The organism is Sphaerisporangium fuscum (assembly GCF_018531465.1).
Classification (GTDB): Bacteria; Actinomycetota; Actinomycetes; order Streptosporangiales; family Streptosporangiaceae; genus Sphaerisporangium; species Sphaerisporangium fuscum.
On record NZ_JAHDTF010000027.1, the window covers coordinates 101,607 to 128,236 of the forward strand.

A 26,630-nucleotide genomic window follows, 5' to 3' on the forward strand; every position below is an offset into this window, starting at 1 on the left:
GGCATCAAGAGCATCGAGGAGGTCGCGTGAGCGGCAAAGGACTGAACGGCACCCCCCTGACGCGTGACTTCGCCAACGGCGGCGTCTCGTTCTGGTACCGCCAGATCGGGCTGCCCGCGCGCCGGGACGCGCTGCCGGGGGCACGTGACTACGACGTGGCCATCGTGGGCGGCGGCTACACCGGCATGTGGACGGCGTACTACCTGAAGAAGTCGCAGCCGGACCTGCGGATCGCGATCCTGGAGAAGGAGTTCGCCGGGTTCGGCGCCTCCGGGCGCAACGGAGGGTGGCTGTCGGCCGAGTTCGCCGGCTCGCGGGAGCGGCACGCCAGGGCCCGCGGGCGGCAGGCCATGATCGACCTGCAGCACGCGATGTTCACGTCGGTGGACGAGGTGATCGAGGTCACGAAGGCGGAGGGCATCGACGCCGACATCCACAAGGGCGGCCTGATCCACGTGGCGACCAACGCCGCCCAGAACCGCCGCCTGCACCAGGAGCTCGCCGAGCTGCGGACGTGGGGCTTCGCCGAGGAGGACATGCGGCTGCTCACCAAGGAGGAGCAGGAGTCGCGCATCAGCGTGGCGGGAGCGCTGTCGGCCACCTACAGCCCGCACTGCGCGCGCATCCAGCCCGCCAAGCTCGCCGTCGGCCTGGCCCGTGTCGTGGAGGGCCTGGGCGTCGACATCTTCGAGGGCACCACGGTCAGCGAGATCCGCCCCCGCGGCGCGGACGGCAGGGCCACCGCGGTGACCGACCGCGGGACGGTCACCGCCGAGTACGTCATCAGGGCGACCGAGGGCTTCACCGCCGGCATCCGCGGCCAGCACCGCCAGTGGCTGCCCATGAACAGCTCGATGATCGTCACCGAGCCGCTGGGCGAGGAGGTGTGGGAGCGCATCGGCTGGGGCGGGTTCGAGCTGCTCGGCGACGAGGCGCACGCCTACTGCTACGCCCAGCGCACCGCGGACGGCCGCATCGCCATCGGCGGGCGCGGCGTGCCGTACCGCTTCGGTTCCCGCACCGACGTGCGGGGCGCGACCCAGCCGCAGACCGTGGCGGCGCTGCACAAGATCCTCACGACGCTCTTCCCCGCCACCGCGGGGGCGAAGATCCAGCATTCCTGGTGCGGGGTGCTGGGAGTGCCCCGCGACTGGTGCTCGACGGTCCACGTGGACCACCGGACCGGGCTCGGCTGGGCCGGCGGGTACGTGGGAAGCGGCGTGACCACGACGAACCTGGCCGGCCGCACGCTGCGCGACCTCGTGCTGCGGCGGGAGACCGAGCTGACCGGCCTGCCGTGGGTCGGGCGCCAGGTCCGCCAGTGGGAGCCGGAGCCGCTGCGGTGGATCGGCGTGCAGATGATCTACGCGCTGTTCCGTGCCGCCGACCGGCACGAGAACGCCCAGATGGGCCGCACGTCCGCCTACGCCCGTGTGGCCAATCTCATATCCGGCCGCTGAGGACCGGTTCATCCGAGAAGGGACGACAGTGAGCGAGACGTCCAGCGCGCTGACGCACCTGGCGGACGCGGGCGGCGCCGCGCTGCCCGCCGCCGGGCCGAAGCCGACCAGCCTGACCGGCCAGAAGGAGAGCACCCTGGTGCTGTGGGGCGCCGCCCGCGACGGCGCCGAGGCGGGGATCTGGGAGTGCGGGCCGGGCACGTTCACGGCCGTGCGGGACGGCTTCCACGAGATCTGCCAGATCCTCGCGGGGCGCGCGACGCTGCGCGGCGAGGACGGGCAGGTGGTGGAGCTCGCGCCCGGCTCCACGGTGGTCCTGCCGGACGGCTGGCGGGGCACCTGGGAGGTCCACGAGACGATGCGCAAGACCTACGTCACGGTCGTCACGCGCTGACCCGTCCCTCGCCTGGCGGTGTCAGGGCCTGGTGCCGCCTCCCGGCTGGGACGGGAGGCGGCGTCGTACGGGAAGGGCCCGGGATCAGCCCTTGCCGCAGTTGCCCCACGAGCTACGGCCGCCCTGGGCGATCTCGCCCTGCGCCCGGGTGTCGGCCACGGTGCCGTAGTACTTGACGCACTTGCCCTTGCCGTAGAGCTTCACCGGGCCGGCGTAGTACTTGTAGGACCGGATGTCGCTCTTCTTGCCGCCGCCCTGGACCTCCAGCTGGGCGCTGGTGATGGTCTTGGTGCCGACGTACTGCGTCTTGATCGTGGTCACGCAGTTCTGGCCCGTACGGGCGTTGTACAGCAGGTAGATGTAACCGAAGACCGTGCCCGAAGGGGTCTTCACCGCACGCTTGCCGTCGTGCTTCACCACCGAGAAGCCGGATCCGCACACGCCCTCGGGCGAGTAGGAGGCGGCGATCGCGTGGGCCGGGTTGGCGACCACGCCTCCGAGCGACAGCGCCGCGGCGAGGAACACGGTCTTGAGAGACCGGTGCATTCATTGCCCCCTTGTTCGTCACGTCGCCGCCCGCCTGCCGGGCGGCGATCGATTGATCATTGTGCCGCACCCCTCGACAACGGATGACCGAAACGGTCAAATACGTGCGGACGATCACGACGGATGGCAAAACGCCGGGCACCTCGGGGAAACCCTCCGTCGATGAGGGCTCCCGAGGTCCCCGGCGTCGTGAGCCGAAAGGGACCGCGAAGGTCAGAGCAGCGAGTCGACCGCCACGGCCAGGAACAGCAGGGCCAGGTAGGCGTTGGACCAGTGGAAGAAGCGCATCGGCCGCAGCGCCACGCCGGTCTTGCCGGCCTTGACGCGGGCGTTGAGGCGGTAGACCTCCCACAGGCAGACGGCCCCGAGGACGGCGGCCGTGACGCCGTACAGCGGCGTGGTGCCGGCGATCGGCCACAGCAGCAGCGAGCAGATCACGGTGGCCCAGGTGTAGGCGATGCACTCCAGCACGACCCGACGCTCGGTGGCGACCACCGGCAGCATCGGCACCTTGGCGGCGGCGTAGTCCTCGCGGTAGCGCATCGCGAGGGTCCAGGTGTGCGGGGGCGTCCAGAAGAAGACCACCCCGAACAGCACCACCGGAGCCCAGTCGAGCCGCCCGGTGATGCCGGCCCACCCGATGAGCACCGGCATGCAGCCCGCGATGCCGCCCCACACGACGTTCTGCGCGGTGCGGCGCTTGAGCATCATCGAGTAGACGAAGACGTAGAAGAGGATCGCGGCCAGCGCGAGCCCCGCGGCGACCCAGTTCACGCTCAGGCCGAGCCCGAGGGTCGACAGGGCGCCCAGCACGACGCCGAAGATCAGCGCGTTCCTCGGCGAGACCTCGTGCCGGGCCAGCGGGCGGCGGCGGGTGCGCCGCATCGTGGCGTCGATGTCACGGTCGATGTAGCAGTTCAGCGCGTTCGCGCTGCCCGCCGACAGGGTGCCGAAGACGAGGGTGGCGACGGCCGTCCACAACGGCGGGAAGCCGTGCGCGGCCAGGAACATGACGGGGAGCGTCGTGATCAGCAGCAGCTCGATGATCCGCGGCTTGGTCAGCGCGACGTACGCCCGCACGGTGGCGAGCGTCGTGCGGCGCGTGCCTTCGAGGGCGGCCGTCGGCGGCTTGGTCGTCAGCACCGTCAAGGCGCTTCCAAGTGTTGCGGGGTCAACGCGTAACCTCTGATTAGAGCGGATCCGTGATTGCGGGCATGAGCCAACGCTGAAGACTCACTGTAGTGCGAGGAGTCGTCGGTCCCGGCATCGGGGGCGAATGCCGCCTGAGCGGGTGCCTCTGACCAGGACATTATCCGCGCTGGTGAGCAGGCCCGCAGGTCCGGCGGCCGGCTCCCTCCGTACGCCGCGCCATGGGTCGCGGCGGGTGACGAGGATCGCGTTCCGACTCGCCGTGGAGGGGCAGGTCCCTACCCGACGGCAACACCGCATTCCCCGGTCACATATTGGACGCACCAGGCAACTACGGTGAGGGGATCGACCCGTTAAGGTCCGGTGTGGGGAGAGAAAGACCTGGCCGGACGGGCCGCCAGCCGAACCGGCGCCGAAGAAAATAGGAGATCGAGCAGTTGAGCAGCGAACTCGTGCCAGACCTTGAGTGGAGCGACCTCGATCGGCGCACGGTCGACGTCATACGCGCCCTCGCGATGGACGCGGTGGAGAAGGCGGGTTCGGGGCACCCGGGCACCGCCATGAGCCTGGCGCCCGCCGCGTACCTGCTGTTCCAGCGCGTCCTGCGCCACGACCCCTCCGACCCGGCCTGGACGGGACGCGACCGCTTCGTCCTGTCCGCCGGGCACTCCAGTCTCACCCTTTACATCCAGCTCTTCCTGTCGGGCTACGGCCTGACGATCGAGGACATCGCCGGGCTGCGCCAGTGGGGCAGCCTCACGCCGGGCCACCCGGAGCACGGCCACACCCTCGGTGTGGAGACCACCACCGGCCCGCTCGGCCAGGGCATCGGCAACGCGGTCGGCATGGCGATGGCGCAGCGGCGGGAGCGGGGCCTGTTCGACCCCGACGCCGAGCAGGGGGCGAGCCCGTTCGACCACCGCATCTGGTGCATCGTGTCCGACGGCGACATCGAAGAGGGCATCAGCCACGAGGTCAGCGCGATCGCGGGCCACCAGAAGCTGGGCAACCTCAACGTCATCTACGACGACAACCACATCTCGATCGAGGACGACACCTCGATCGCCCTGTCGGAGGACGTCGCCAAGCGCTACGAGGCGTACGGCTGGCACGTGATCAGCGTCGACTGGACCGAGACCGGCGAGTACGTCGAGAACGTCCAGAAGCTGTACGACGCCTACCGCGCCGCGGTCGAGGAGACCGAGCGCCCGACCCTTATCAAGCTCCGCACGATCATCGGCTGGCCCGCCCCGAACAAGAAGAACACCGGCAAGATCCACGGCTCCGCGCTGGGCGCCGCCGAGGTGGCCGCCACCAAGGAGATCCTCGGCCTCGACCCGGCCAAGGACTTCGACGTGCCCGCCGACGTGCTGGAGCACGCGCGTGAGGTCGTCGGCCGCGGCCGTGCGCTGCGCGCCGAGTGGAACGAGCGGTACGAGAGCTGGCGCGCGGCCGAGCCCGACCGGGCGGCGCTGTTCGACCGCATCAGCGCCCGCAAGCTCCCCGCGGGCTGGGACGAGGCCCTGCCGGCCTTCGAGGCGGGCAAGTCGATGGCCACCCGCAAGGCCTCGGGCGAGGTGCTGAACGCCCTGGCCCCGGTGCTGCCCGAGCTGTGGGGCGGCTCGGCCGACCTCGCCGAGTCCAACAACACCACCATGGAGGGCGAGCCGTCCTTCATCCCGGAGGAGTACCAGACCAAGGCGTTCCCGGGGAACCGGTACGGCCGCACGCTGCACTTCGGCATCCGCGAGCACGGCATGGGCTCGATCCTCAACGGCATCGCACTGCACGACGGCACCCGCCCGTACGGCGGCACGTTCCTGGTCTTCTCCGACTACATGCGCCCGTCGGTGCGCCTGGCCGCCCTCATGGGGCTGCCGGTGACCTACGTCTGGACGCACGACTCCATCGGGCTCGGCGAGGACGGCCCGACCCACCAGCCGGTGGAGCACCTGTGGGCGCTGCGCGCGATCCCGGGCCTCGACGTCGTGCGTCCCGCCGACGCCAACGAGACCGCGGGCGCGTGGAAGGCCGTCCTGGAGCACACCGACCGCCCGGCGGCGCTGGCCCTGACCAGGCAGAACCTCCCGGTGTACGAGGGCACGGCCGACTTCGACAAGGTCGCCAAGGGCGGCTACGTCCTGGAGGAGGCCTCCGACGGGCAGCCCCGGGTGATCCTCATCGGCACCGGCAGCGAGGTCGAGCTCGCCGTCGGGGCGCGCAAGCTGCTGGAGGACGAGGGCATCCCCACCCGCGTGGTGTCGATGCCGTGCGTGGAGTGGTTCAACGCCCAGGACGACGCCTACAAGCAGACGGTGCTGCCCCCCGCGGTCCGCGCCCGGGTGGCCGTCGAGGCGGGAATCGCCCTCGGCTGGCTGCAGTTCGTAGGTGAGGAGGGTGAGGTCGTGAGCCTTGAACACTTCGGTGCCTCGGCGCCGTACAAGACGCTGTACGAGCAGTTCGGCCTGACCGCCGAACGTGTGGCGGCCGCGGCCAAGGGCAGCCTCGCGAAGACCGGGGCCGACAAGGGCCAGACCACCGGAAACTAGGGGACTTTAGACATGAGCGAAAACCTGAAGCGCCTCACCGAGCAGGGCGTGTCCATCTGGCTCGACGACATCAGCCGTGAGCGCCTGCGCACCGGGAACCTCGAGGCGCTGATCCGCGACAAGCAGGTGACCGGCGTCACCTCCAACCCGACGATCTTCGCCTCTGCGCTGAGCAAGGGCGACGCCTACGACACCCAGCTGCACGACCTTGCGACGCGTGGTGTGGACGTCGGGGAGGCGGTGCGCGCGATCACGACCTACGACATCCGCTGGGCCGCCGACGTGCTGCGTCCGGTGTTCGAGCGCACCGGCGGTCAGGACGGCCGCGTGTCGATCGAGGTGGACCCGCGTCTCGCGCTGGACACCGACAAGACGATCGCCGAGGCGCGGGCGCTGTGGTGGCTCGTCGACCGGCCCAACACGATGATCAAGATCCCGGCGACCGTCGAGGGACTCCCGGCGATCACGCAGGCGCTGTCGGAGGGCATCAGCGTCAACGTCACGCTGATCTTCTCGCTGGAGCGCTACCGCGCGGTCATGGAGGCCTGGCTGGAAGGCCTGGAGCGCGCGAAGGCCAACGGTCTCGACCTCAGCAAGATCGAGTCGGTGGCGTCGTTCTTCGTCAGCCGGTTCGACACCGAGATCGACAAGCGGCTGGAGAAGATCGGCACGCCGGAGGCCCTGGAGCTGCGGGGCAAGGCCGCCATCGCCAACGCCCGCCTGGCGTTCGCCGCCTACGAGGACTTCATCAACACCCCGCGCTGGCAGGCGCTGCAGGACGCCGGTGCGCGTCCCCAGCGTCCGCTGTGGGCCTCCACGGGCGTGAAGAACCCCGACTACGCCGACACCATGTACGTCGACCAGCTCGTCACGGCGGGCACGGTCAACACCATGCCCGAGAAGACCCTGGACGCCGTGGCCGACCACGCCGGCATCACCGGCGACACCGTCCGCCCCTCCTACGAGGAGGCGTGGAACACGATGGCCGCCCTCAAGCAGGCCGGCATCGACTACGACGACGTGGTGAAGGTCCTCGAGGACGAAGGCGTCGAGAAGTTCGTCACCTCCTGGGACGAGCTCCTCGGCACGGTGACGTCCGAGCTCGAGAAGGCCCGCTGACGGCCGACGGACATCGCTTCCTGACCGCCAGGGGCAGGCCGGCCGGGGCGCTCGACGCGGCCCGGCCCGGCGTCCGCCGGGGTCTGTCCCTGTGACGAGAGACCTTTAAGGATGAATATGTCCGTAACGTTCGGTGACGACGCGGTAGCCGAGACGGCCGCCGAGACCGTGCGGGAGCTCGTCGGCGAGGGCGTGCCCCAGGCCCTGGCCGAGGGCGATCCGACGCTCTGGGGGCCCGGGGCCGAGGAGGAGGCCAAGATCCGGCTCGGCTGGCTCAACCTTCCCACGACCTCCCGCGAGCTGCTGCCGGAGATCACCAAGCTCGTCGAACGGGTCCGCGCCGAGGGCCTGGAGCACGTCGTCCTCGCCGGCATGGGCGGCTCGTCGCTGGCCCCCGAGGTCATCTGCGCGACCTACGACGTGCCGCTGACCGTCCTCGACACCACCGACCCCGGACAGGTACGGCGCGCGCTGGCCGACCGGCTGGAGCGGACGGTGCTGGTGGTGTCCAGCAAGAGCGGCACCACCGCCGAGACCGACGGCATCCGCCGCGTCTACGAGAAGGCCTTCCGCGAGGCCGGCATCGACCCCGCCGACCGCATCATCGTGGTGACCGACCCCGGCACGCCTCTGGAGCAACTGGCGATCGAGTCCGGGTACAGCCTCATCCTGGCCGAACCGAACGTCGGGGGCCGCTACAGCGCCCTCACCGCGTTCGGCCTGGTGCCGAGCGCGCTCGCGGGCGCCGAGGTCGGGCCCCTGCTCGACGACGCGGCCGACGCGCGGCGGCGGCTGGGCGAGACCGAGGACAATCCCGGCCTGGCACTCGGCGCCGCGCTCGGCGCCGCCGCCCTGGCCGGGCGCGACAAGCTCGTGCTGGAGGACGGCCTCTCCCCCATCAACCAGCTGCCCGATTGGATCGAGCAGCTCATCGCCGAGTCCACCGGCAAGGAGGGCAAGGGCATCCTGCCCGTCGTCGGCGCCGACCCCACCGAGGCCCCCGACGAGATCGTCGCCGGCATCGACACCGAGGCGGACGTCCAGGTCGACGGACGGCTCGGCGAGCAGTTCATGATGTGGGAGTACGCCACCGCGGTCGCCGGGCGCGCGCTCGGCATCGACCCCTTCGACCAGCCGAACGTCGCCGAGTCGAAGGAGAACACCACCCGCATCCTGGACGAGGCCGGCGACGGGCCGCTGCCCACGGGCACGCCGGCGCTGGTCGACGGCCCGGTCGAGGTGTACGGCGACCTGCCCGAACACGTCAAGGACCTTCCGGGAGTCCTGACCGCCCTGCTCAAGGACATCCCCGAGCGGGGCTACCTCGCGATCCTGGCCTTCCTCGACCGCGAGGCCGCGTTCGACGCGCCGGTGCCGCCGGACGCGTCGTTCGAGGAGATGACCGACATCTGGGCGGCGCACGATCCGGCGAGCCTGCAGGGGCTGCTCGCGATCCGCACCGACCGGCCCGTCACCTTCGGGTGGGGGCCCCGCTACCTGCACTCCACCGGGCAGTACCACAAGGGCGGCCCGCAGAACGGCGTCTTCCTGCAGATCACGGGAGCCGTCGACCAGGACCTCGAGGTGCCGGGCAGGCCGTACACCCTGGGCAGGCTCGAGCTCGCCCAGGCCCTCGGCGACCTCGACGCCCTCCGCAGGCGCGGGCGTCCGGCGGTACGCCTGCACCTGACCGATCGCGAGGCCGGTGTCAGGCACCTGCTCGCCGCCGCACGGGAGGTTTGATGAACGACAGCGAACAGCCGGACACGGCACCGCAGAACGGTGCGGCGCGTTCCGCTGATCCGGTAGACCAGGGCGCGCCCGCGCCCTCCGTACACGAGATCGAGCTCGCCATGCGGCACAGTGGGGAGCTTTCGACGGTTTCTCACGACGAAGCCGTGGCAGCCGCGCAGGCGGTCGCGAGCACCGCGACGACGATGGAGGTGGTGGAGGCGAACCCCCTGCGGGATCCGCGGGACAAGCGCCTGCCGAGGGTGGCGGGGCCGTGCGTCCTTGTGATCTTCGGCGTGACGGGCGACCTGGCCCGGCGCAAGCTGCTGCCGGCGATCTACGACCTGGGCAACCGCGGGCTGCTGCCCCCCGGTTTCTCCCTGGTCGGCTTCGCCCGGCGCGACTGGGCCAACCAGGACTTCGCCCAGATCACCCACGACGCCGTCAAGGAGCACGCCCGCACTCCCTTCCGGGAGGAGGTCTGGAAGCAGATCAGTGAGGGCCTGCACTTCGTCCCGGGGTCGTTCGACGACGACGGCGCCTTCGACGCGCTCGTCATGGCGCTCAAGGAGATCGACGAGACCCGCGGCACCGGCGGCAACTACGCCTTCTATCTTTCGACGCCGCCCAAGGCCTTCACCACGATCATCGAGCAGCTGAAGCGCACCGGCCTGCACAAGCCGCCGGAGGGCTCCTGGCGGCGCGTCGTGATCGAGAAGCCGTTCGGGCACAACCTCGAGACCGCCCGCGAGCTCAACACGATCGTCCACTCGGCCTTCAGCCCCGACTCGGTCTTCCGCATCGACCATTACCTGGGCAAGGAGACCGTCCAGAACATCCTGGCGCTGCGGTTCGCCAACACGCTGTTCGAGCCGATCTGGAACCGCGGTTATGTCGACCACGTGCAGATCACCATGGCCGAGGACATCGGCGTGGGCGGCCGGGCCGGCTACTACGACGGCATCGGCGCGGCCCGCGACGTCATCCAGAACCACCTGCTCCAGCTGATGGCACTGGTCGCCATGGAGGACCCGACGGCCTTCGGCGCGGCCCCGCTGCGCAGGGAGAAGGAGAAGGTCCTGGAGGCGATCACGCTGCCGGAGGACCTCAGCCTGGCCACCGCGCGGGGTCAGTACACCGCCGGCTGGCAGGGCGGCGTCCCGGTCAAGGGCTTCCTGGAGGAGGAGGGCATCCCGCAGGACTCCAGGACCGAGACCTACGCCGCGATCAAGCTGGAGATCGCCAACCGCCGCTGGGCGGGCGTGCCGTTCTACCTGCGCACCGGCAAGCGGCTCGGACGGCGGATGACCGAGGTGGCGGTGGTGTTCCAGCGGGCGCCGCACCTGCCGTTCAGCAAGACCGACACCGAGATCCTCGGGCAGAACGCCCTGGTCATCCGGATCCAGCCGGACGAGGGCATCACCGTCCGGTTCGGCTCCAAGGTGCCGGGCACGGCCATGGAGGTCAGGGACGTCAACATGGACTTCGCCTACGGCGAGGCGTTCCTGGAGTCCTCCCCCGAGGCCTACGAGCGACTGCTGCTCGACGTGCTCATCGGCGACCCGCCGCTGTTCCCGCACCAGCGGGAGGTGGAGCTGTCCTGGAAGGTGATGGACCCCATCGAGGAGTTCTGGGCCAGGAGCGAGCAGCAGCCCGAGGGCTACCCGGCGGGGACCGGTGGCCCGAAGTCCGCCGACGAGCTCATGGCCCGCGACGGACGCGCCTGGAGGCGGCTGTGATCGACGCGCGCGACGCCACGGTTTCCGACGGGCTTTTCGATCGAACGCGGGAGGCACTGTGACCAGTTTCCTCATGGGGTCCACGACGGCCTCCGACATCGCCGCTCAGCTCACCCGGCTGCGGCACCAGGTCGGCGCGCCCGCCGTCGGCATGGTGATCACGCTGGTGGTGGTGTGCGACGAGAGTCACCAGTACGACGCGGTGCGCGCGGCCTCCGAGGCGTCCCGCGAGCACCCCTCCCGTATCCTCGCGGTCATCCCGCGGGAGCGGGAGGAGCCGACGCGTCTCGACGCGGAGATCCGCGTGGGCGAGCTGACGACCGGCGAGGTCGTCCTGCTGCGCCTGTACGGCGAGCTGAGGGATCACGCCGACTCGGTGCTGTCGCCGCTGCTGCTGACCGACATCCCGGTGGTGGTCTGGTGGCCCGGTGACGCTCCCACCTCGCCCGGCAACGACCCGGTCGGGGCGTTCGGCCACCGCCGCATCACCGACGCCCGCTCGTCCCGCGACCCGGTCGCCGCGATCAAGGACCGCCTGCGCGGTTACACGCCCGGCGACACCGACCTCGCGTGGACGCGCATCACGCCGTGGCGCAGCCTGCTCGCCGCCGCGTTCGACCAGCCCATCGGGAAGGTCCGTGACGGCGTCGTCGAGGGGGAGCCGAACCACCCCAGCGCGGCGCTGCTCGCCGAGTGGCTCTCGCAGAAGCTCGACGCCCCGGTGAAGGTCGCCGAGTCCAGCGGGCCCGGCCTGACGGCGGTGCGGCTGCGGGTCGACGACGGCGAGGTGGCGGTGGAGCGGCAGGACTCCCGCACGGCGACCCTGCTGCGGCCCGGCCAGCCGAACCGCCAGGTCGCCCTGGCCCGGCGGCCGACGTCCGACCTGCTGGCCGAGGAGCTGCGGCGCCTCGATCCCGACGAGGTGTACGCCGAGACGCTCAACGGCATCGCCCGGTACGACGGCTCCTGATTCTCTGTCCTATCCGCCCGGCACCCCCACTCGCGCCCGACATTTCGGGACATCGGGGGGTGCCGGGCACATCCATGATCGAAGGACGGTTCTACTCGTGAGTGTTCCCTCGGTTCTCGTGCACCGGGACGCCGACGTGCTGGCCCAGGCGGTGGCCGCGCGGCTGATCACCGGGCTGGTCGACGCCCAGGCCGCCAAGGGGTCGGCGCACGTCGCGCTGACCGGCGGCGGCATGGGGATCTCCTCGCTCGCCGCGGTGGCCGCCACCCCGGCCCGCGACGCGGTCGACTGGCGCAACCTCGACATCTGGTGGGGCGACGAGCGCTTCCTGCCCACCGGCGATCCCGAGCGGAACGAGACCGGCGCGCGCCGGGCTCTGCTCGACCAGGTCGACGTGGACCCGGCCCGCGTGCACGTGATGCGCGGCCCCGACGCCGGGGTCACCCCCGAGGAGTCGGCCGAGCGCTACGCCGCCGAGCTGCGCGAGGCGGCCCGGCCCGAGGATCACGGGCCTGTGCCGTCGTTCGACGTCCTGATGCTCGGCATGGGGCCGGACGGCCACGTGGCCTCGCTGTTCCCCGGGATGCCGGCCCTGCACGAGGAGCGTCCCGTCGTCGCGGTGCACGGCTCCCCCAAGCCGCCGCCCACGCGCATCTCCCTGACGTTCCCCGCCCTCCAGGCCGCCCGCGAGGTGTGGGTCATCGCCGCCGGCGAGGAGAAGGCGGGGGCGGTGCACCTGGCGCTGCAGGAGTCCGGCCCGCTCCAGGTGCCCGCCGCCGGGGCGCGGGGACGGCTGCGCACGCTGTTCCTGCTCGACCGCGCCGCCGCCTCCAAGATCCCCCCGAGCCTGGTCCGCCCCGCCTCCCCCTGACCGCGCTCCCCGGCCCCTCGCCCGCGACGGGCGAGGGGCCTGTTCCGGGGGCGGGGAGAGGGCGCGGGAGCATGGACTCCCCTCGTGAATCCCCTGCGTGAGATCGGAGCGTCATGACCTGGTGGTCGGTCGTCCGCTTCCTGCACGTGATGTCGGCGGCGCTGTGGGTCGGCGGGCAGCTGACGGTGACGCTGGTGCTGCTCCCGCCGGCCCGGCGGGCGCTTTCGGCCGGCCATCGCGCCCGGTTGCTGAACGCGGTGGGCCGCCGGTTCGGGGTGCTCACCGTCGCCGCGTTCCTGCCCGTCCAGATCGGCAGCGGGGTCGCCATGGCCTGGCACAAGGGCGTCACCTGGGCCTCCCTCGGCGAGCCGGGGTACGGCCGCATCCTCGCCGTCAAGCTGCTGCTGTTCTGCGCCGTCATGCTGGCGGCGGGGGTGCACGGGTGGGCCACCGGCGCGGGACGTCCCGGGTTCGCCCGCGCGATGGCGCTGGCGTCCCTGGTCGGCTCGGTCGGCGTCGTCCTGCTCGCCACGGCCCTGCCCTACACCTGACCCGACCGGCTCTTCCCGCCGCGCGGCCCTGCCCTACACCGGACCGGCCGGTGTCGTCCCGGACGGCCGTCCCTACGGCGACACCCGGCGGCGGGCCCTGGCGCGCCGGCGTTTCGAGGAGGCCTACCGGGCCGCCGGTTTCGAGGCCGGCGGGGCCCAGCCGCCCGATCACCTCGCCGTGGTGTGCGAGCTGTCGGGGCGCGGCGCCACCGACCAGGCCGTCCGGCTGCTGCGCGAGCACCGCCCCGGCCTGGAGACCCTGCTGCTCGCCCTGGAGGCCGAGTCGTCGCCGTACGCCCATGTGGTCGCCGCCGTGCTGGCGACGCTGCCCCCGCTCACCGAACGCGAGCGCGCCCGTATCGCGCCACCGGCGGGAGGGGCCGGCCTGGAGTCCTACGGGATGCCGGGAGCGTGGCACTGACCGCCGGGGCACGTGCCCGGCCGCCGGCGATGGACGCCGTCAGTGCTGCGCGGCCACCTTGTCGATCTCGTCGAGGATCGCGTCCTTGCCCTGGGCGTCCAGGAAGGACGCGCGAACGGCGTTGCGGGCGAGGTCGGCGAGTTCGGCGTGGCCGAGGCCGAAGGTCTGGGCCACCGTGAGGTACTCACGCTGGAGCGTGGTGCCGAACATGGGCGGGTCGTCGCTGTTGATGGTGACGTAGAGGCCCTCCTCCAGCATGCGGGGCAGCGGGTGGGAGGCGAGGTCGGGCACCTGGCGGGTGCAGACGTTGGAGGTCGGGCAGACCTCGATCGGGGTCCGGCTCTCCCGCAGGTGGGCGACGAGCCGGGGGTCGCGCACGCAGCTGATGCCGTGGCCGATCCGCTCGGCGCCGAGCCCTTCGATGACCTCCCAGATCGTCTCGGGCCCGGTCATCTCGCCGCCGTGGGGCACGCTGTGCAGGCCCGCCGCCGTCGCGGCGCGGAAGGCGTCCCTGAAGGCGTCGCGGTACGGCGGGCGGTGCTGCTCGATGCCGGCCAGGCCGAAGCCGACCAGGGTCTCGGGCGGCTCGGCGAGGGCGTGGTCGAGCGTCGCCCGCGCCCCCTCGTGCCCGTACTCCCCGGGGATGTCGAAGATGTAGGCCACCCGCACGCCGTGCTCGGCCGCCTGCCGGGCCGCGAGGTCGAGCGCCTCGGTGATCGCGCGCATCGGCATGCCCATCCGCTGGTGGGAGTACGGCGTGACGGTCAGCTCGATGTAGCGGACGTTCTGGAGGGCGAGGTCGCGGGCGGCGCCGGTCACGAGCGTCGCGATGTCCTCCGGGTGGCGGACGAGCCCGTTGACCCCCTCGTAGACCGTGGCGAAGTGGTTGAAATCGGTGAAGTCGTAGAAGGCTCGCAGTTCCTCCTCCGTGGAGGGGACCGGGCTGCCCGGGTGCCGCCGCCTGAGCTCCAGGACCGTGGGCACGGAGGCCGACCCGACCAGGTGCACGTGAAGCTCGACCTTGGGCAGGTTGGCGATGAACGCTTCGATAGAGGTGCTCTCCGTCATAGCGCCAGACCCTAAACAGCCCGATGACCTCGGGAGAAGACGTTCCCCGTAAACCTCACACAATCATGTCAGTTTCACGGGCGGATGGCACAGAGAAGGCGGTTGTGGCCGTTCTGCCAGAGCGTCCCGATCTCGGCGAAACCCGCCTCGCGCAGGACCCGGACGTGAGTGGAGAGGTCACCGGACTCCGAACCGTGGTGCGCGGCCGTCTCCCTGCGCCGCTCGCGCTCCTCGCGCAGGACCGCCAGCCCCGGGTCGGCGTCCACCGCGTCCCACCACTGGCGCCAGTCCTCCGGCATGCCCCCGGCGAAGCGCCGCCGCGTGGCGCGGTCGTGGATGGCGTGTTCGAGCTTGGCGAGGCCAGGGGTGACGTCGGCCACGTCGAGGTGGTCGCCGTTGAGGAACAGCCCGCCGGGGCGCAGCACCCTGCAGAGCTCGGAGAGCATCGTGCGCAGGCCCGCCTCCGGCAGCCAGTGGAGCGCCGTGGTGCTCACCGCCGCGTCGACGGGACGGTCGAGGCGGAGCGCCGAGGCCCACCCGGCGGCGCCGAGGTCGAGGTCCTCGAAGCGCAGCCCGCGCCTGCCCTCGTTGGACGCCCGGCCGAGCTCCAGCAGCAGCGGGTCGGCGTCGATCGCCACGACGGTCGCCTCCGGGAGCCGGTCGAGCAGGCGGGCGGCGAGCGATCCGGGCCCGCAGCCGAGGTCGAGCACCAGCGGATCGGGCCGTCCGGCCCCCGCCTCGACGGCGTCGATCAGCGCGGCGAAACGCTCCTCGCGGTCGGGCAGGTACCCCTCCTGCTGGCGGTCCCACCGCTCGATCCAGTCGAGGGCGACCTGACGAGGAAGAACGGACACAACGACCTCCGGGTAACTGTCGTCTAGACTTTCGGTAGTGACACCCTAGAACGTGAGGATGTAACCGGTCAAGTGAACTTCAACAGTCACTCCGATACCGTCGTGGCGGTCGCGGCGGCCCTGGTGAACGCGCTGACGGCGGGCGAGGCGCACGGCAGGCCGTACGCGGTGCCGGAGGGGCCGCGGCGGCGCGCGCTCGTCACCGAGGCCCTGCGCCTGTCGAGACCCCTCGCCCGCGAGGTGACCGACGACGAGGCCGAGGAAGCGGCCGCGGTCGCCGCCGAGCTGCGCGCGGTCTTCCAGGCCGTCGACCGCGGCGACGTCGACGGGGCGGCCGCCCGGGTGAACGACCTGCTCGAACGCACCGACGCCCGGCCCCACCTGGAGCGGCACGACGGCGAACCGTGGCACCTGCACTTCCACGGGAGGGGCGAGTCGTGGGCCGACAGATGGGCGGCGCCGTGCGCGACCGGTCTCGCGATCGTGCTCGGCGGCGAGCTGCACGACCGGCTGGGCGTCTGCACCGCGCCGCACTGCGACCGCGTCTACGTCGACGTCTCGCGCAACGGCACCCGCCGCTTCTGCTCCACCGCCTGCCAGAACCGCGTCAAGACCGCGGCCTTCCGCGCCCGTGCCGGCCGGGCCTGATCCGCTCCACCGGTAAAGCTCCGATCACGGAGTGTGTTCGCGCCGCGACCGCGGGAAGAGGAAGGAAGGTGACCGTGAACGGCGAGGAGCCGTTCACCTGGAGCGGCCCGGGACCCGGCAGGATGCGGGAGCCGTCGCGCCGCGACCTTGCACGGGGGGAAGAAGTGGCTGTACGTCGTCCACGATCCGTCGCCGTACCGGCGGCCGCCTTGGTGGCGGTCGCGCTGCTCGGCGGCTGCGGCGGCAACCATACCGCCACCGTGACCCCCGAGCGCGCGGTCGCCACCGGCGCGGCGGCGGTGCCCACCGACGAGGGTGAGTACAACGCCGCCTGCCCGACGGAAGGCAACACCAAGAAGTTCGCCAAGACCCGCTTCGCCCTGCACGCGGGCCTCGCGCTCGGGGCGTTCCATCGGTACATCTACAAGCCCCTGCGCAGCGGCGGGTTCAAGGAGGGGGCCGAGAAGCGCAAGCGCACGTTCGCCAAGGCCGCCGTGGCGGGCGCGTTCGCCCTGCACGAGCTGAAGGTCGCCAAGCGCTTCGCCGCCGCCAACCCGACGCTCTGCAAGGCCGTCGAGGGTGTCACCGGCAGCTTCACCGGACTCACCGACAGGCTCAAGGGCGGCAGCGCCACCGAGGCCGACCTCGACTCGAGCAAGAACTCCATGGACGCCCTGCAGCACGACGCCACCAAGACCGGCTACGACTTCAAGGAGCAGAACGTCACCATCCCCGGCGCGAGCTGATCACCCCGCTGGCCGTCCCGCCCCCCTCACCGGGCGCGCGGCCAGACCCGCCGCCGGTGGGACGCGCCGCTCAGCGGTAGGAGGCGACCAGGCGGGCCAGGTGCCCGCCCGCCACCAGGAGCGGCTCCTGGCTCCGCGTCACCTGGGCGGTCATCTCGGCGCCCTCGAAGGTGTTGACCACGGTGCAGGCGAGGTCGCGGGCGTCGCCCTCCGGGATGCCGGCCCGGATCAGCTTCTCCGACACCAGGCCCCGCCAGTGCTCGAACGCCCGCACGCAGGCCTGCTGGATCTCGGGGATGCGCCCCGCGGTCTCCAGGGCGGCGGCGGAGACCGGGCAGCCGTCCATCCACTCCGAGGCCCGCAGCTCCTCGGCGAGGACGCGGGCGCAGGCCACCATGGCCTTCGCCGGGTCGTCCTCTCCGGCGAGCGCGGCCCGCAGGATGCCGGCGAACTCCTCGTCGCCGTGCCGGATCGCGGCGACGGCGAGCTCCTGCTTGCCCCCTGGGAAGAAGTGGTAGACCGAGCCCAGCGTGGCCCCGGCCTCCCGCGAGATCTGCTTGAGCCCCGTCCCCTCGTAGCCCTGCCGCTGGATCAGCCGTGACGTCGCCCGGACGATCCGCTCTCGGGTGCCGAGGACGCTTTCCGGCCCGGCGTCGGTCTTCATGGCGACAGCCTACCGAATAGAACGTTCGCTTTAGTCGTGCTACTGTCCTCGTCCTGAGTAGAACGTTCGTTTTAGAGGAGATCTCGATGAGCAAGCAGTCCGTAACCGTCATCGGCCTCGGCCCCATGGGACAGGCGATGACACAGGCCTTCCTCGACGCCGGCCACCCGGTCACGGTCTGGAACCGGACCCCTGCCAGGGCGGACGCGCTGGTGGCCCGGGGGGCCGTACGGGCGGCCACGGTCGCCGAGGCGCTGGCCGTCAACGAGCTGGTCGTGCTGAGCCTGACCGACTACGACGCCATGTACGCGATCCTCGAACCGGCCGAGCAGGCCCTCGGCGGGCGGGTGCTGGTGAACCTCAGCTCCGACACCCCCCGGAAGGCGCGCGAGGCGGCGGCGTGGGCGGCCGAGCGCGGCGCGCGGTTCCTCAGCGGCGGGGTGCAGGTGCCGCCGTCGGGAATCGGCACGGCGGAGTCGTCCACCTTCTACAGCGGCCCGAAGGAGGTGTTCGAGGCCCATCAGGCCACGCTGAGCGTGCTGACCGGCACCGACTACCGGGGGGCCGACCCGGGGCTCGCGCCGCTGTACTACCAGATCCAGATGGACATGTTCTGGACGACCATGCTCAGCTACCTGCACGCCCTCGCGCTGGCCGACGCCCACGGGATCCCGGCCGAGGAGCACTTGCCCTACGCCGCCGCCGCCATGGAGTCCATCCCGGGATTCCTGCGGTTCTACGCCCCGCGCATCGACGCCGGACGGCACGACGGCGACGTCGACCGGCTGGCCATGGGGGTGGCGAGCGTGGAGCACGTCCTGCACACCACCGAGGACGCCGGGGTCGACCCCGCGCTGCCGGCGGCGGTCCTGGACGTCTTCCGCCGGGGCATGGCCGAGGGGCACGCCGCCGACAGCTTCACCAGCCTGATCGAGGTCTTCCGGAAGCCGTCGCCTCGGGCCTGACGGCGGCGGACAGGGTCTCGGGGAGGGCGAAGGCCGTGAACACCGGCGTGTCCTGGAAGACGGTGTTGCGGCTGACGCCCCGGCCGGTGACGGTGAACACCTGGAGGGTGTGCAGGTGGTATGCCCCGTCCTCCCCCAGCGCGTACGCGGCCACGGCGGGCTGGCCGTTCGCCGCGACGGGCAGCATGCGCCAGCGGGTGCCGCGCAGGGCGAAGACGCGGGCGATGAACCCCAGGTACGCCGTCCGGCCGGCGTACCAGTTCAGGAACGGCGGCATCTCCAGGACCGCGTCCTCGGTCAGCAGCCGTTCGAGCGCGGCGAGGTCGGCGTTCTGGAACGCCGTCACGTAGCGCTCGACCAGCTCACGGGCCTGCCGATCGGAGGGCTCCCCGATGCGGTCCTCGGCCGGGGCCGCCTCCCCCAGGCGCCCCCGCGCCCGCTGCAGGGCGCTGTTCACGGCGGCGGGCGTCGTCCCCAGAGCCGCGGCGACGTCGGCCGCCGGCCATTCGAGCACGTCCCGCAGGATCAGCACGGCGCGCTGCCGGGGCGGCAGCAGCTGTACGGCGGCGATGAACGCCAGCCGCATGCTGCCCCGTGCGGCGAGCACGGCCGCCGGATCCCCCGCGGAGCCGAGCATCGCGTCGGGGAACGGCTGCAGCCACGCCACCTCCCCTCCGTGCACCAGGGGTTCCCTCGGGTCGTCGCCCGCGGGGACGATCGCCGACGGCAGGGGCCTGCGGCCGCGGCTCTCCAGGGCGTTCAGGCAGGCGTTGGTGGCGATGCGGTACAGCCACGTGCGCAGGGAGGCACGGCTCTCGTCGAACCGGTCGTAGGCGCGCCACGCCCGCAGCAGAGTCTCCTGGAGCAGGTCTTCGGCGTCGTGCACCGAGCCGAGCATCCGGTAGCAGTGGGCCAGCAGCTCGCCCCGGAAGGGGCCGGTCCGCCGCGTGAACTCCTCGTCGCTCCTGACGGCCATCGTTCCCCTTCGTCCACCCCGAGCGCGGCCGCAACGGCCGCGGTCGTACATACCGTACGCGGCGCCGGAAGTCATCGGCCGCGCGGAATTCCGGCCGGCGACTTCAGGATTCACCTACGACCGGGCGATGAGTGCGGCCGGGCGGGCCGGTATGTACCGGCGAACGACGAGCGGCCGGCGCCGCCGGCCGTACCCGAGAGCGAGAGGCACCATCATGAACGGTGACACCACCACCCTGACCGGCACCGACGACAGGGCCGTGCGAGAGGTCCTGCACGGCGTGTACACCGCCTGGGCGGACAACGACGCCGACGCCTTCGTCGCGCACTTCACCGACGACGCGACCTCGATCCTCCCCGGCTCCTACCGGGCGGGCAAGGAGGAGATCAGGGCCCGTATGGCGGCGGCCTTCGCCGGCCCGCTCAAAGGGTCGAGGGTCCTGGACGAGGTGCGCGGCGTCAGGTTCCCCGGCGAGGACGCGGCCGTGGTGGTCAGCAGGAGCGGCGTGCTCATGGCCGGCGAGACCGAGGTCCCGGCCGCCCGCTGGGTGATCGCGACCTGGGTTCTCACCAGGCGGGAGGGACGCTGGCTCCTCGCCGCCTACCACAACTGCCCGGCGGAGACCGCCTGAGCCGGCAGGGTCACCCTGGGATCCGCCTGCCCGCCGGCCGGCATGGTCGCGGGCGGGAGGCCCGGGTCAGCGGCCGCGGTCGCGCAGCCCTTCGACGGCGTCCACGTACTTCAGCAGCAGCCGCGCGAACTCCAGCCGGTCGCGGCCGGTCCAGTGGAACCCCTCCTCCGAGTAGCCCGGAACGGCGGCCGCCCGCGGGCGGCCGCCGTCGTCATCTGGCGGCGAGGCCGGTCAGGAGAACGGGCAGGTGCTCCGGTACTCCTCGACGGTCAGGCCGCCGCTCGGCCCGGGGCACAGGAACCTGGTGTAGCGGGTGTCGTCGTCGACGAACCGCTTCATCCAGGCCACGACGTACTTGCCGATGGTGGTGTCCGGCACGTTCGGCGCGAAGTGGGTGGCGTTGTTGAGCTCCAGGTACGCCTTGCCCGGCGAGGAGGGCAGGCTCTGGTAGAACGGCTCGGCGTGTGAGGCGACCGGGGCGATGGTGTCCGCCTCCGCGCCGACGATCATGGTGGGCACCCGCACGCCCGACCAGATCTTGGTGAGGTCCCACGGGGTCAGCGGCACGGCCGCCTGCAGCGACGGGCGGTCCCTGGCGGCCTCAAGGGTGCCGCCGCCGCCCATCGAGTGCCCCATCACACCGAGCCTGCCCGCGTCGAGCCGCCCGCGGACCGAGCTGCGCTGGGTGAGGTAGTCGAGCGCGGCCAGCAACTGGCGGCCCCGGCTGTCCGGCTGGTCGAGCCGGGTGAGGGTGTCGATGTTGAAGACGACGAACCCGTGGGAGGCCAGCCGCTCGGCGAGCCACGCCAGGCTGGTCCTGTCGGCGGTGTAGCCGGGGGCGACGGCGACGCCGCCGAAGGTGCCGGCGCTCGTCGTGGCCGGGTAGTAGATGGTGCCGCCGCCGAACCCGGTCACCGAGAGCGCGGGCACCTCCGTCCGGGAGGTCTCGAACGGGCCGCGGGCCGCCTCCAGGATCGCGTCGGTCGGGTCGGGGCCGCGCTCGTAGGGGTTGGCGGCGGCATGCGCGGCGGGCGCGGCGGCGACGCCCGCCAGGACGACCGCCAGCGCGAGCCACAGTTTCGCGAGCGTGCCGAGGAGCACGCGCCGGGGAGAGGAAGGGGGGTGTGAAGGCAAGTGACACGCTCCCTGGGGGTGAGCGGGAACCACACGGGCCGGCGGTCCGGCACGGCCGGAGGGTTCCCGGCGAGAGGTTGACAGCCGTCACTGTCCGGCGTCAGGACCCTGGGCGCATCGGTGGAATCACCTGCCGCGCTCACGAGAGCACGCGCACCAGCTCGACGCGTGAGCGGACACCGAGCCTGGTGAAGATGTTCCTGAGGTGGTGCTCGACCGTCCGGGGGCTGAGGAACAGCCGGGCCGCCACCTCCCGGTTGGTCGCGCCGTCCGCGACGAGCCGGGCGATCTGGAGCTGCTGCGCGGTGAGCAGCCCGGCCGCCCCGGAGCGGGTCACGGACGGCGGGACCGCCTCGCCGGCCGCGCGCAGCTCGCGGCGGGCGTGCTCCACCCACAGGCGCGCGCCGTACCGCTCGAACGTCTCCAGCGCCCCGTGCAGGTGTTCGCGGGCGGCGCCCGGCCGCCGGCTGCGGCGCAGGACGCCGCCGAGGAGCAGCTGGGTGCGGGCCGCCTCGAACGCGCAGCTTCCCTTCCGGTGCAGCTCGAACGCCTCCCGGAAGCGCTCCTCGGCGTCCCGGGGCTCGGCGAGCAGCGCGTGGCAGCGGGCAGCGAGAGCGAGGCGGTCGGGGTCGCCGGTGCTCTCCGCCCACCGGTCCAGCATCACCAGCGCGGCCCGCGCCCGTTCGACGTCTCCGGTGCGCGCGGCGCTCTCGACGAGCAGCGGGGTCGCCATGACGCGGACGACGAGGGGGTCGCCGGTCCTGGCGACCGCCCGCAGCCGGTTCACGGCGTCGGCGTGCCGGTTGGCGGCGACGTCGAGGTGGGCCAGGGCCAGGGTGCCCAGCGCCTCCGCCACGGCCAGGCCGTGGGCTCCGGCGAGTTCGACGGCGCTCGCCGCCCTGATCCTGCAGCTCTCCTCGTCGCCCTCCACGGCCGAGGTGAGGGCGAGCCACCCGAGGTGCTGGGCGACGCCGGTCATCGCGCCGGTCTCCCGGGCCAGTCTGAGTCCTTCCAGGGCGCCGGCGGCGACCGCGCCGTAGCGCCCCATCCACAGCTCGGCCTGGATCGGGACCTCCAGCATCTGCGGCATGCTCGCCACCGCGCCGCGGGCCCGCGCGTACTCCACGCCCCGGGACGACAGCCGCAGCGCGCCGGCGCCGTCCCCGAGCAGCAGGCTGGCCACCCCGGCCCAGACGAGCATCGTCGCGCTGTCCACCGAGGACGCCAGATCCACCACGCGCCTGAGCGAGCCGGCCGCCTCCCGGTGCCGCCCGCGGAACGTCGCCGCCATGCCCGCGAGGTACTCCAGCGCGATCCGCGTCGGGGCGGAGTCGTCCGCCCGCCCGAGCGACGCCGCCCGCCGGGCGATGGCGAGGAAGCGCCGGTTGTCCCCGGCCAGGTAGCTCGCCTCCCCCGCACGGGCCAGCGCCCGCACGGCCTGCTCGCGGTCCCGGTCGAGCAGCCACTCGGCCGCCGCGAGCAGGCGGTCGCAGGCGCTGCCGGTCTGCCCGCTGCGCAGCTCCAGGCTGCCGCGGACCAGTTCCGCCCGTCCCCGCGCCTCCAGGCCGAGCGCGGGGGCGTCCACCCGGGCGAGCAGCCGGCGGGCGCGTGGCGCGAGCCCGGCCCGCCAGGCGTGCCAGGCCGCCGCGGACAGACGCGCCGCCTTCGCGTCCGGGTACGCGGTCAGCTCGGCGGCCCGTTCCAGCGCGCGGTGGGGCTCGGGGAAGCCCCCGCCGCCGGCGGCCGGGGGCAGCAGACGGACCAGGTCGTCCGCCAGCGACTCGGGAGGGCCGTCGAGGGCCGCCGCCCGGTGCCAGGCCCGGCGCAGGCGCCGGTGCTCCTCGTCCAGGACGACGGCGAGCAGGCGGTGCGCCGAGCGCCTGCGGGCCGGGGACGCGGCGGCGTAGATCACCTGCCGCATCATCGGCTCGGGGAAGTCGTAGCGGCCGTCGTCGCGCTGGACGACGATCCCCTCCCGCTCGGCCGGTTCCAGCACGGTGAGCGCGCCTTCCGAGACGGCCTTGACCAGCGTGGTCACGTCCAGGGCCGGATCGGCGGCGATCAGCAGGACCAGGTCGGCGGTCGCGCGGGGAAGCCGGGAGAGCCGGTCGGTGTGGGCCCGCCACAACCGTCCGTCGCGCGGCGGGATCTCGGGCGGCTCGTCCCGGCCGTTCACCTGCTCCGGGGTGAGCGAGCCGGTCAGCTCGGCCAGAGCGAGCGGATTCCCCCGCGACACCCGGGCCAGCGCGGCCCGGACGTCCTCGGGCAGCCCGGCGGGGGCGAGGTCGTCGACGACCTGGCGGGACGCCGCCTCGCCGAGGGGACGCAGCGGCAGGCGAGGGATGTCGGGGGGCGCGACGCCGTCGGCGTCCGCCGCGAGGAGGAGCGCGATCGGTGTGCCCTGCGCGCGGCGGGCCACGAAGAACAGCGCCTCCCTGCTCGGCGTGTCGAGCCATTGCACGTCGTCCGCGCGGACCACGACCGGGCCTCCGACGGCCAGCAGAAGCCCCATCACGGCCGCCGGCAGCGCCAGCCCGCCGCCGGACGTGCCCACCTCCAGTGCCTCGCCGAGCACGCGGGCGTGGGCGGCGGGCAGGGACGGCGCCAGGTCCGCCAGCGGCCGCAGCAGCGCGTGGAGCCCGGCGCAGTCCAGGTGCGTCTCGCTGCGGGCCCCGCGAACCCCGAGCACGACGGGCGCGGGCTCCGGCACACCCGTCGCGACCGTCATGGCCTCGCGGGGGGCCGCTTCCGGCTCGGGGGCGGCCGGCCGCGCGGCGTGGGAGGCGGCGGTGTCGAGCAGCGCCGTCTTGCCCGTTCCCAGGCCGCCGACGACGAGAACCGAACCACCTGCGCCGCGCCGGGCTCCGTCGATCAACCGGCGCAGGGCGGCCGTCTCCTCGTCCCGGCCGCGCAGCGGGGCGGGGCCGCCCCCGGGGGTCGAGACCATGACGCCAGTGTTACGCGCGGACGAACCGACGTACCGCACCCAACCGATACTTCCCGATAAATCACGGAAAACCGGTGATTTCCCCGATACACCAGTCGAAGAACGACAACCGCGTCCCAAGTGATCCACAAGTCGTGCAGGCCACGCTCTGCGACATGAGGAACTTATGGCGTCGCATCGCCCTTGTCACCGCTGTCCTCGCCGTACTGCCGCTGGCCCAGGCCGCGCCGGCGAGCGCCCACCGTCGCTCCGGTGAACTGCTCGTCCGCATCGTCAGCCTGTTCGCCGCCGACATCTCGGAGTCCGGCCACGACGAGCTCTACCTGCTCCGGTCGAACAATCTCGTCTGGCCGAGCCAGTACCCCGGCATCAGTACCGCGCGCAACGACTGCATCGTCTTCGACTCCAGCAGGGCCGAGTGCCCGCCCGGCAGCAACATCCGTGCCGCGGGAGACCAGAACATCAACTGGGCCAATCTCACCGCCTCTGCGGGGCAGCAGCTCAGGCTGGAACTGTGGGAGGAGGACACCATCGGCGACGACAAGCTGGGCTCGGTCGACATCACCGCCTTCGAGGGAAGGAGATGGGACCTGACCTGGGCCAAGTCCGGTGACTACGAGTACCGCTTCTCCGTCGCCGTCGTCCCCAACCCCTGGCCGTGACCGGCTGACCACACCGGCGACCGGCCGCCCCGAAGCCACCCCGCTTCAAGGACGGCCGGCGCCATTTTCTGTTATGCCAATTGACACAACAGAAAATCGGATCTACGGTCCTGGCATGCCTGAGAGACCGGGAAGAGGGCGTCCCCGCAAGAATCCCGAGGCCCTCGCCCGATGGACTCCCCCCGAGGGCTGGTCGCGGCTGGTCGCCTGGATCTCCGAGGAGGAGAAGAAGGCGCTCAAACGCGTCGCCGTGGAGGCCGGCGTCTCCGTCGCCGACCTGGTCCGCGCCCTGGCCGGAGGCCTCGCCGGCGGGGTGATCGCGCCCGAGGAGCTGATCGGACACGTCAGGAAGGGAACGCAGATCATGGAGAAGATCCCCACGCTGTTCGAGCGGGACGACCGCTTCCACGTGGTCGACCGCCCCCGGGCCGAGTGCGCGTGGGTGTTCGACGGCGAGGGGACCCCGACGGAGAAGCTCGACGGCACCAACATCCGGCTCACCACCCGCTCCGGCCTGCTGGTGCGGGTGGAGAAGCGCCGCAACCCCACCAAGGCCCAGAAGGGGCAGGGCATCGTCGACGGGTGGTACGTCGACACCGACGACTCCTCGGCGGAGGACAAGTGGATCCTCGCCGCGGCCCGCAACACCGACGTGACCGGCTGGCCCGACGGCGAGCACCCCTGCGAGGCCCTCGGTCCCCGCATCCAGGGCAACCCCCTCGGGCTCGAGGAGCACCTGTGCGTGCCCTTCAACCTGCACGTCCCGGCCTACCAGGACGTGCCGCGCACCTATGCCGGGCTGCGAGACTTCCTGATGGAGCTGGAGAGCCGGTTCTCCCCCGGACGCCCGGCCGAGGGCATCGTCTTCCACCACCCCGACGGCCGCCGCGCCAAGATCAAGCGCAGGGACTTCCCCCTCAGCGCCTGAACGCCCGGCGGGACGAGGGTCCGCGACCCCATCGACCCGCTCCCGGAGGTGTACAACCGGCCGCCCCAGGGGTCAGGCTGGACCCCACGGACATGGAGGCCCGGGCCGCCGGCCCGCTGATCAGCCGGCTCCTCCCCGAGTGGGCCCGGCGGGCGGCCGGGGCCCGGTCGACGGGGGGCGGCTGTGCGGAGACTGGCGCTTTTCGACCTGGACAACACCCTGGTCGACCGTACGGCGGGCCTTCGCCGCTGGGCCGAGGAGTTCTGCGCGGACCACGGCATCGACGCCGGTCACGTCGACTGGATCGTCGAGGCCGACGGCGACGGTCACGTGCCGAAGCAGGCGCTCTTCACGCGCCTCCGGGAGCGTTTCGGCCTGCGCGAGCCGGCGGAGGAGCTGTGGGCGCGATACCGCAGGCGCCAGCCCACCCTCGTCCCCGCCTGCCAGGGCGCCCTGGAGGGCCTGGCCGCGTTACGGCAGGCGGGCTGGACGATCGGCGTGGTGACCAACGGCTTCGCCGACGTCCAGCTCACCACCATCACCCGAAGCGGTGTGGCCGGGTACGTCGACGCCTGGGCGATCTCCGGAGCCGAGGGCGCCCGCAAGCCGGACAGGCGGCTGTTCGAGATCGCCGCCGAGCGCTGCGGGGTGAGCCTGGCGAGCGGCGGGTGGATGGTCGGCGACGACCCGGCGGCCGACATCGCCGGCGGCCGCGCGGCGGGCCTCAGCACGGTGTGGATCGACCGCGGCCGCTCCTGGCCCGGCAGGACCCCGAAGCCCGACCGTACGGTTCCCGGTGCCGCGGAGGCCGTCGCGTTCCTCCTCACCCGGTGACGGGCCCATGCGACGTGCGCTCCGAATCGATCCCACCTGATTTCCGAAGCCGCTCCTCCTCGGGAATCGCGGC

25 protein-coding genes are annotated in these 26,630 nt (G+C 72.4%); 17 read left to right on the forward strand and 8 right to left on the reverse strand.

The genetic code is table 11. The annotated features are described in order from the left end of the window. Nucleotides 1–26 precede the first annotated feature (26 nt). Nucleotides 27–1,460 carry an NAD(P)/FAD-dependent oxidoreductase gene (locus KIK05_RS31910; protein WP_308250195.1) on the forward strand — a complete coding sequence of 478 codons (1,434 nt, stop codon included), beginning with the start codon at nucleotides 27–29 and terminating at the stop codon, nucleotides 1,458–1,460. 28 nt (nucleotides 1,461–1,488) lie between these two features. Continuing rightward, nucleotides 1,489–1,854 carry a cupin domain-containing protein gene (locus KIK05_RS31915; RefSeq protein WP_214414547.1) on the forward strand — a complete coding sequence of 122 codons (366 nt, stop codon included), beginning with the start codon at nucleotides 1,489–1,491 and terminating at the stop codon, nucleotides 1,852–1,854. A gap of 84 nt (nucleotides 1,855–1,938) precedes the next feature. On the opposite strand, the gene KIK05_RS31920 is transcribed toward KIK05_RS31915, so the two are convergent. Beyond that, nucleotides 1,939–2,400 (reverse strand): hypothetical protein, encoded by a 462-nt coding sequence (locus KIK05_RS31920; RefSeq protein WP_214414548.1) that lies wholly within the window; start codon nucleotides 2,398–2,400, stop codon nucleotides 1,939–1,941. A 213-nt stretch (nucleotides 2,401–2,613) separates the two neighbouring features. Beyond that, nucleotides 2,614–3,540 (reverse strand): heme o synthase, encoded by a 927-nt coding sequence (locus KIK05_RS31925; protein WP_250563809.1) that lies wholly within the window; start codon nucleotides 3,538–3,540, stop codon nucleotides 2,614–2,616. A gap of 446 nt (nucleotides 3,541–3,986) precedes the next feature. Here KIK05_RS31925 and tkt point away from each other — a divergent pair, with 446 nt between their 5' ends. The 8 genes from tkt (at nucleotide 3,987) to KIK05_RS49495 (ending at nucleotide 13,500) form a co-directional block, all read left to right on the forward strand. Then, nucleotides 3,987–6,098 (forward strand): transketolase, encoded by a 2,112-nt coding sequence (gene tkt / locus KIK05_RS31930; protein WP_214414550.1) that lies wholly within the window; start codon nucleotides 3,987–3,989, stop codon nucleotides 6,096–6,098. 12 nt (nucleotides 6,099–6,110) lie between these two features. Then, nucleotides 6,111–7,217, forward strand: coding sequence for a transaldolase (gene tal, locus KIK05_RS31935; protein WP_214414551.1), 1,107 nt, complete (start codon nucleotides 6,111–6,113; stop codon nucleotides 7,215–7,217). 111 nt (nucleotides 7,218–7,328) lie between these two features. Continuing rightward, complete coding sequence (locus KIK05_RS31940; RefSeq protein WP_214414552.1) at nucleotides 7,329–8,960, forward strand: phosphoglucose isomerase-related protein; 1,632 nt, start codon at nucleotides 7,329–7,331, stop codon at nucleotides 8,958–8,960. Nucleotides 8,961–9,154: 194 nt separating this feature from the next. Then, nucleotides 9,155–10,687 carry a glucose-6-phosphate dehydrogenase gene (zwf, locus tag KIK05_RS31945; RefSeq protein ID WP_214414605.1) on the forward strand — a complete coding sequence of 511 codons (1,533 nt, stop codon included), beginning with the start codon at nucleotides 9,155–9,157 and terminating at the stop codon, nucleotides 10,685–10,687. Between the two features lie 58 nt (nucleotides 10,688–10,745). Beyond that, the gene (locus KIK05_RS31950; RefSeq protein ID WP_214414553.1) at nucleotides 10,746–11,657 is read left to right on the forward strand and encodes a glucose-6-phosphate dehydrogenase assembly protein OpcA; all 912 of its coding nucleotides are present in this window, start codon (nucleotides 10,746–10,748) and stop codon (nucleotides 11,655–11,657) included. Nucleotides 11,658–11,754: 97 nt separating this feature from the next. Beyond that, a complete protein-coding gene (gene pgl / locus KIK05_RS31955; RefSeq protein WP_214414554.1) occupies nucleotides 11,755–12,528 on the forward strand; it encodes a 6-phosphogluconolactonase in 774 nt (257 codons plus the stop codon). A 113-nt stretch (nucleotides 12,529–12,641) separates the two neighbouring features. After that, nucleotides 12,642–13,079 carry a hypothetical protein gene (locus KIK05_RS31960; RefSeq protein WP_214414555.1) on the forward strand — a complete coding sequence of 146 codons (438 nt, stop codon included), beginning with the start codon at nucleotides 12,642–12,644 and terminating at the stop codon, nucleotides 13,077–13,079. Nucleotides 13,080–13,107: 28 nt separating this feature from the next. After that, nucleotides 13,108–13,500 (forward strand): molecular chaperone TorD family protein, encoded by a 393-nt coding sequence (locus tag KIK05_RS49495; protein ID WP_372455627.1) that lies wholly within the window; start codon nucleotides 13,108–13,110, stop codon nucleotides 13,498–13,500. A gap of 39 nt (nucleotides 13,501–13,539) precedes the next feature. Here KIK05_RS49495 and add read toward each other — a convergent pair whose 3' ends face one another. Continuing rightward, entirely contained in the window at nucleotides 13,540–14,568 is a 1,029-nt protein-coding gene (gene add, locus KIK05_RS31970; RefSeq protein ID WP_214414557.1) for an adenosine deaminase, read from the reverse strand. Nucleotides 14,569–14,642: 74 nt separating this feature from the next. Next, nucleotides 14,643–15,422 (reverse strand): class I SAM-dependent methyltransferase, encoded by a 780-nt coding sequence (locus KIK05_RS31975; protein WP_214414558.1) that lies wholly within the window; start codon nucleotides 15,420–15,422, stop codon nucleotides 14,643–14,645. Between the two features lie 72 nt (nucleotides 15,423–15,494). Here KIK05_RS31975 and KIK05_RS31980 point away from each other — a divergent pair, with 72 nt between their 5' ends. Both KIK05_RS31980 and KIK05_RS31985 read left to right on the forward strand, forming a co-directional pair. After that, nucleotides 15,495–16,070 (forward strand): CGNR zinc finger domain-containing protein, encoded by a 576-nt coding sequence (locus tag KIK05_RS31980; RefSeq protein WP_214414559.1) that lies wholly within the window; start codon nucleotides 15,495–15,497, stop codon nucleotides 16,068–16,070. 68 nt (nucleotides 16,071–16,138) lie between these two features. Continuing rightward, nucleotides 16,139–16,816 carry a hypothetical protein gene (locus tag KIK05_RS31985; RefSeq protein ID WP_214414560.1) on the forward strand — a complete coding sequence of 226 codons (678 nt, stop codon included), beginning with the start codon at nucleotides 16,139–16,141 and terminating at the stop codon, nucleotides 16,814–16,816. A 70-nt stretch (nucleotides 16,817–16,886) separates the two neighbouring features. Here the strand turns inward: KIK05_RS31985 and KIK05_RS31990 are convergent, their stop codons facing one another. Beyond that, nucleotides 16,887–17,480: a TetR/AcrR family transcriptional regulator gene (locus KIK05_RS31990; protein ID WP_214414561.1), complete on the reverse strand. Its 594-nt coding sequence runs from the start codon at nucleotides 17,478–17,480 to the stop codon at nucleotides 16,887–16,889. 86 nt (nucleotides 17,481–17,566) lie between these two features. Between KIK05_RS31990 and KIK05_RS31995 the strand changes: the two genes are divergently transcribed. Next, complete coding sequence (locus KIK05_RS31995; RefSeq protein WP_214414562.1) at nucleotides 17,567–18,445, forward strand: NAD(P)-dependent oxidoreductase; 879 nt, start codon at nucleotides 17,567–17,569, stop codon at nucleotides 18,443–18,445. Here KIK05_RS31995 and KIK05_RS32000 read toward each other — a convergent pair. Beyond that, entirely contained in the window at nucleotides 18,399–19,421 is a 1,023-nt protein-coding gene (locus KIK05_RS32000) for a sigma-70 family RNA polymerase sigma factor (protein ID WP_214414563.1), read from the reverse strand. The two genes, KIK05_RS31995 and KIK05_RS32000, sit on opposite strands and share 47 nt — an antisense overlap. Before the next feature lie 214 nt (nucleotides 19,422–19,635). Between KIK05_RS32000 and KIK05_RS32005 the strand changes: the two genes are divergently transcribed. Next, the gene (locus tag KIK05_RS32005) at nucleotides 19,636–20,052 is read left to right on the forward strand and encodes an SgcJ/EcaC family oxidoreductase (protein ID WP_214414564.1); all 417 of its coding nucleotides are present in this window, start codon (nucleotides 19,636–19,638) and stop codon (nucleotides 20,050–20,052) included. A gap of 231 nt (nucleotides 20,053–20,283) precedes the next feature. Here the strand turns inward: KIK05_RS32005 and KIK05_RS32010 are convergent, their stop codons facing one another. After that, entirely contained in the window at nucleotides 20,284–21,186 is a 903-nt protein-coding gene (locus tag KIK05_RS32010) for an alpha/beta hydrolase family protein (RefSeq protein ID WP_372455625.1), read from the reverse strand. Between the two features lie 139 nt (nucleotides 21,187–21,325). Then, nucleotides 21,326–24,133 carry a LuxR C-terminal-related transcriptional regulator gene (locus KIK05_RS32015; RefSeq protein WP_214414565.1) on the reverse strand — a complete coding sequence of 936 codons (2,808 nt, stop codon included), beginning with the start codon at nucleotides 24,131–24,133 and terminating at the stop codon, nucleotides 21,326–21,328. Between the two features lie 155 nt (nucleotides 24,134–24,288). Here KIK05_RS32015 and KIK05_RS32020 point away from each other — a divergent pair, with 155 nt between their 5' ends. From KIK05_RS32020 to KIK05_RS32030, 3 genes are all read left to right on the forward strand, one after another. Next, on the forward strand, nucleotides 24,289–24,795 hold the full coding sequence (locus KIK05_RS32020) for a hypothetical protein (RefSeq protein WP_214414566.1): 507 nt from the start codon (nucleotides 24,289–24,291) through the stop codon (nucleotides 24,793–24,795). 115 nt (nucleotides 24,796–24,910) lie between these two features. Next, the gene (locus KIK05_RS32025) at nucleotides 24,911–25,723 is read left to right on the forward strand and encodes a ribbon-helix-helix domain-containing protein (RefSeq protein WP_214414567.1); all 813 of its coding nucleotides are present in this window, start codon (nucleotides 24,911–24,913) and stop codon (nucleotides 25,721–25,723) included. Nucleotides 25,724–25,906: 183 nt separating this feature from the next. Next, nucleotides 25,907–26,557 (forward strand): HAD family hydrolase, encoded by a 651-nt coding sequence (locus tag KIK05_RS32030; RefSeq protein ID WP_214414568.1) that lies wholly within the window; start codon nucleotides 25,907–25,909, stop codon nucleotides 26,555–26,557. The last annotated feature ends 73 nt before the right edge of the window (nucleotides 26,558–26,630 follow it).

Bases quoted from the DNA above. Each gene is read 5' to 3' on its own strand.
- KIK05_RS31920 (WP_214414548.1), bottom strand. From the start codon at position 2,400: ATGCACCGGTCTCTCAAGACCGTGTTCCTCGCCGCGGCGCTGTCGCTC.
- tal (WP_214414551.1), top strand. From the start codon at position 6,111: ATGAGCGAAAACCTGAAGCGCCTCACCGAGCAGGGCGTGTCCATCTGG.
- KIK05_RS31940 (WP_214414552.1), top strand. From the start codon at position 7,329: ATGAATATGTCCGTAACGTTCGGTGACGACGCGGTAGCCGAGACGGCC.
- zwf (WP_214414605.1), top strand. From the start codon at position 9,155: ATGGAGGTGGTGGAGGCGAACCCCCTGCGGGATCCGCGGGACAAGCGC.
- KIK05_RS31960 (WP_214414555.1), top strand. From the start codon at position 12,642: ATGACCTGGTGGTCGGTCGTCCGCTTCCTGCACGTGATGTCGGCGGCG.
- add (WP_214414557.1), bottom strand. From the start codon at position 14,568: ATGACGGAGAGCACCTCTATCGAAGCGTTCATCGCCAACCTGCCCAAG.
- KIK05_RS31990 (WP_214414561.1), bottom strand. From the start codon at position 17,480: ATGAAGACCGACGCCGGGCCGGAAAGCGTCCTCGGCACCCGAGAGCGG.
- KIK05_RS31995 (WP_214414562.1), top strand. From the start codon at position 17,567: ATGAGCAAGCAGTCCGTAACCGTCATCGGCCTCGGCCCCATGGGACAG.
- KIK05_RS32000 (WP_214414563.1), bottom strand. From the start codon at position 19,421: ATGGCCGTCAGGAGCGACGAGGAGTTCACGCGGCGGACCGGCCCCTTC.
- KIK05_RS32005 (WP_214414564.1), top strand. From the start codon at position 19,636: ATGAACGGTGACACCACCACCCTGACCGGCACCGACGACAGGGCCGTG.
- KIK05_RS32015 (WP_214414565.1), bottom strand. From the start codon at position 24,133: ATGGTCTCGACCCCCGGGGGCGGCCCCGCCCCGCTGCGCGGCCGGGAC.
- KIK05_RS32020 (WP_214414566.1), top strand. From the start codon at position 24,289: ATGAGGAACTTATGGCGTCGCATCGCCCTTGTCACCGCTGTCCTCGCC.
- KIK05_RS32025 (WP_214414567.1), top strand. From the start codon at position 24,911: ATGCCTGAGAGACCGGGAAGAGGGCGTCCCCGCAAGAATCCCGAGGCC.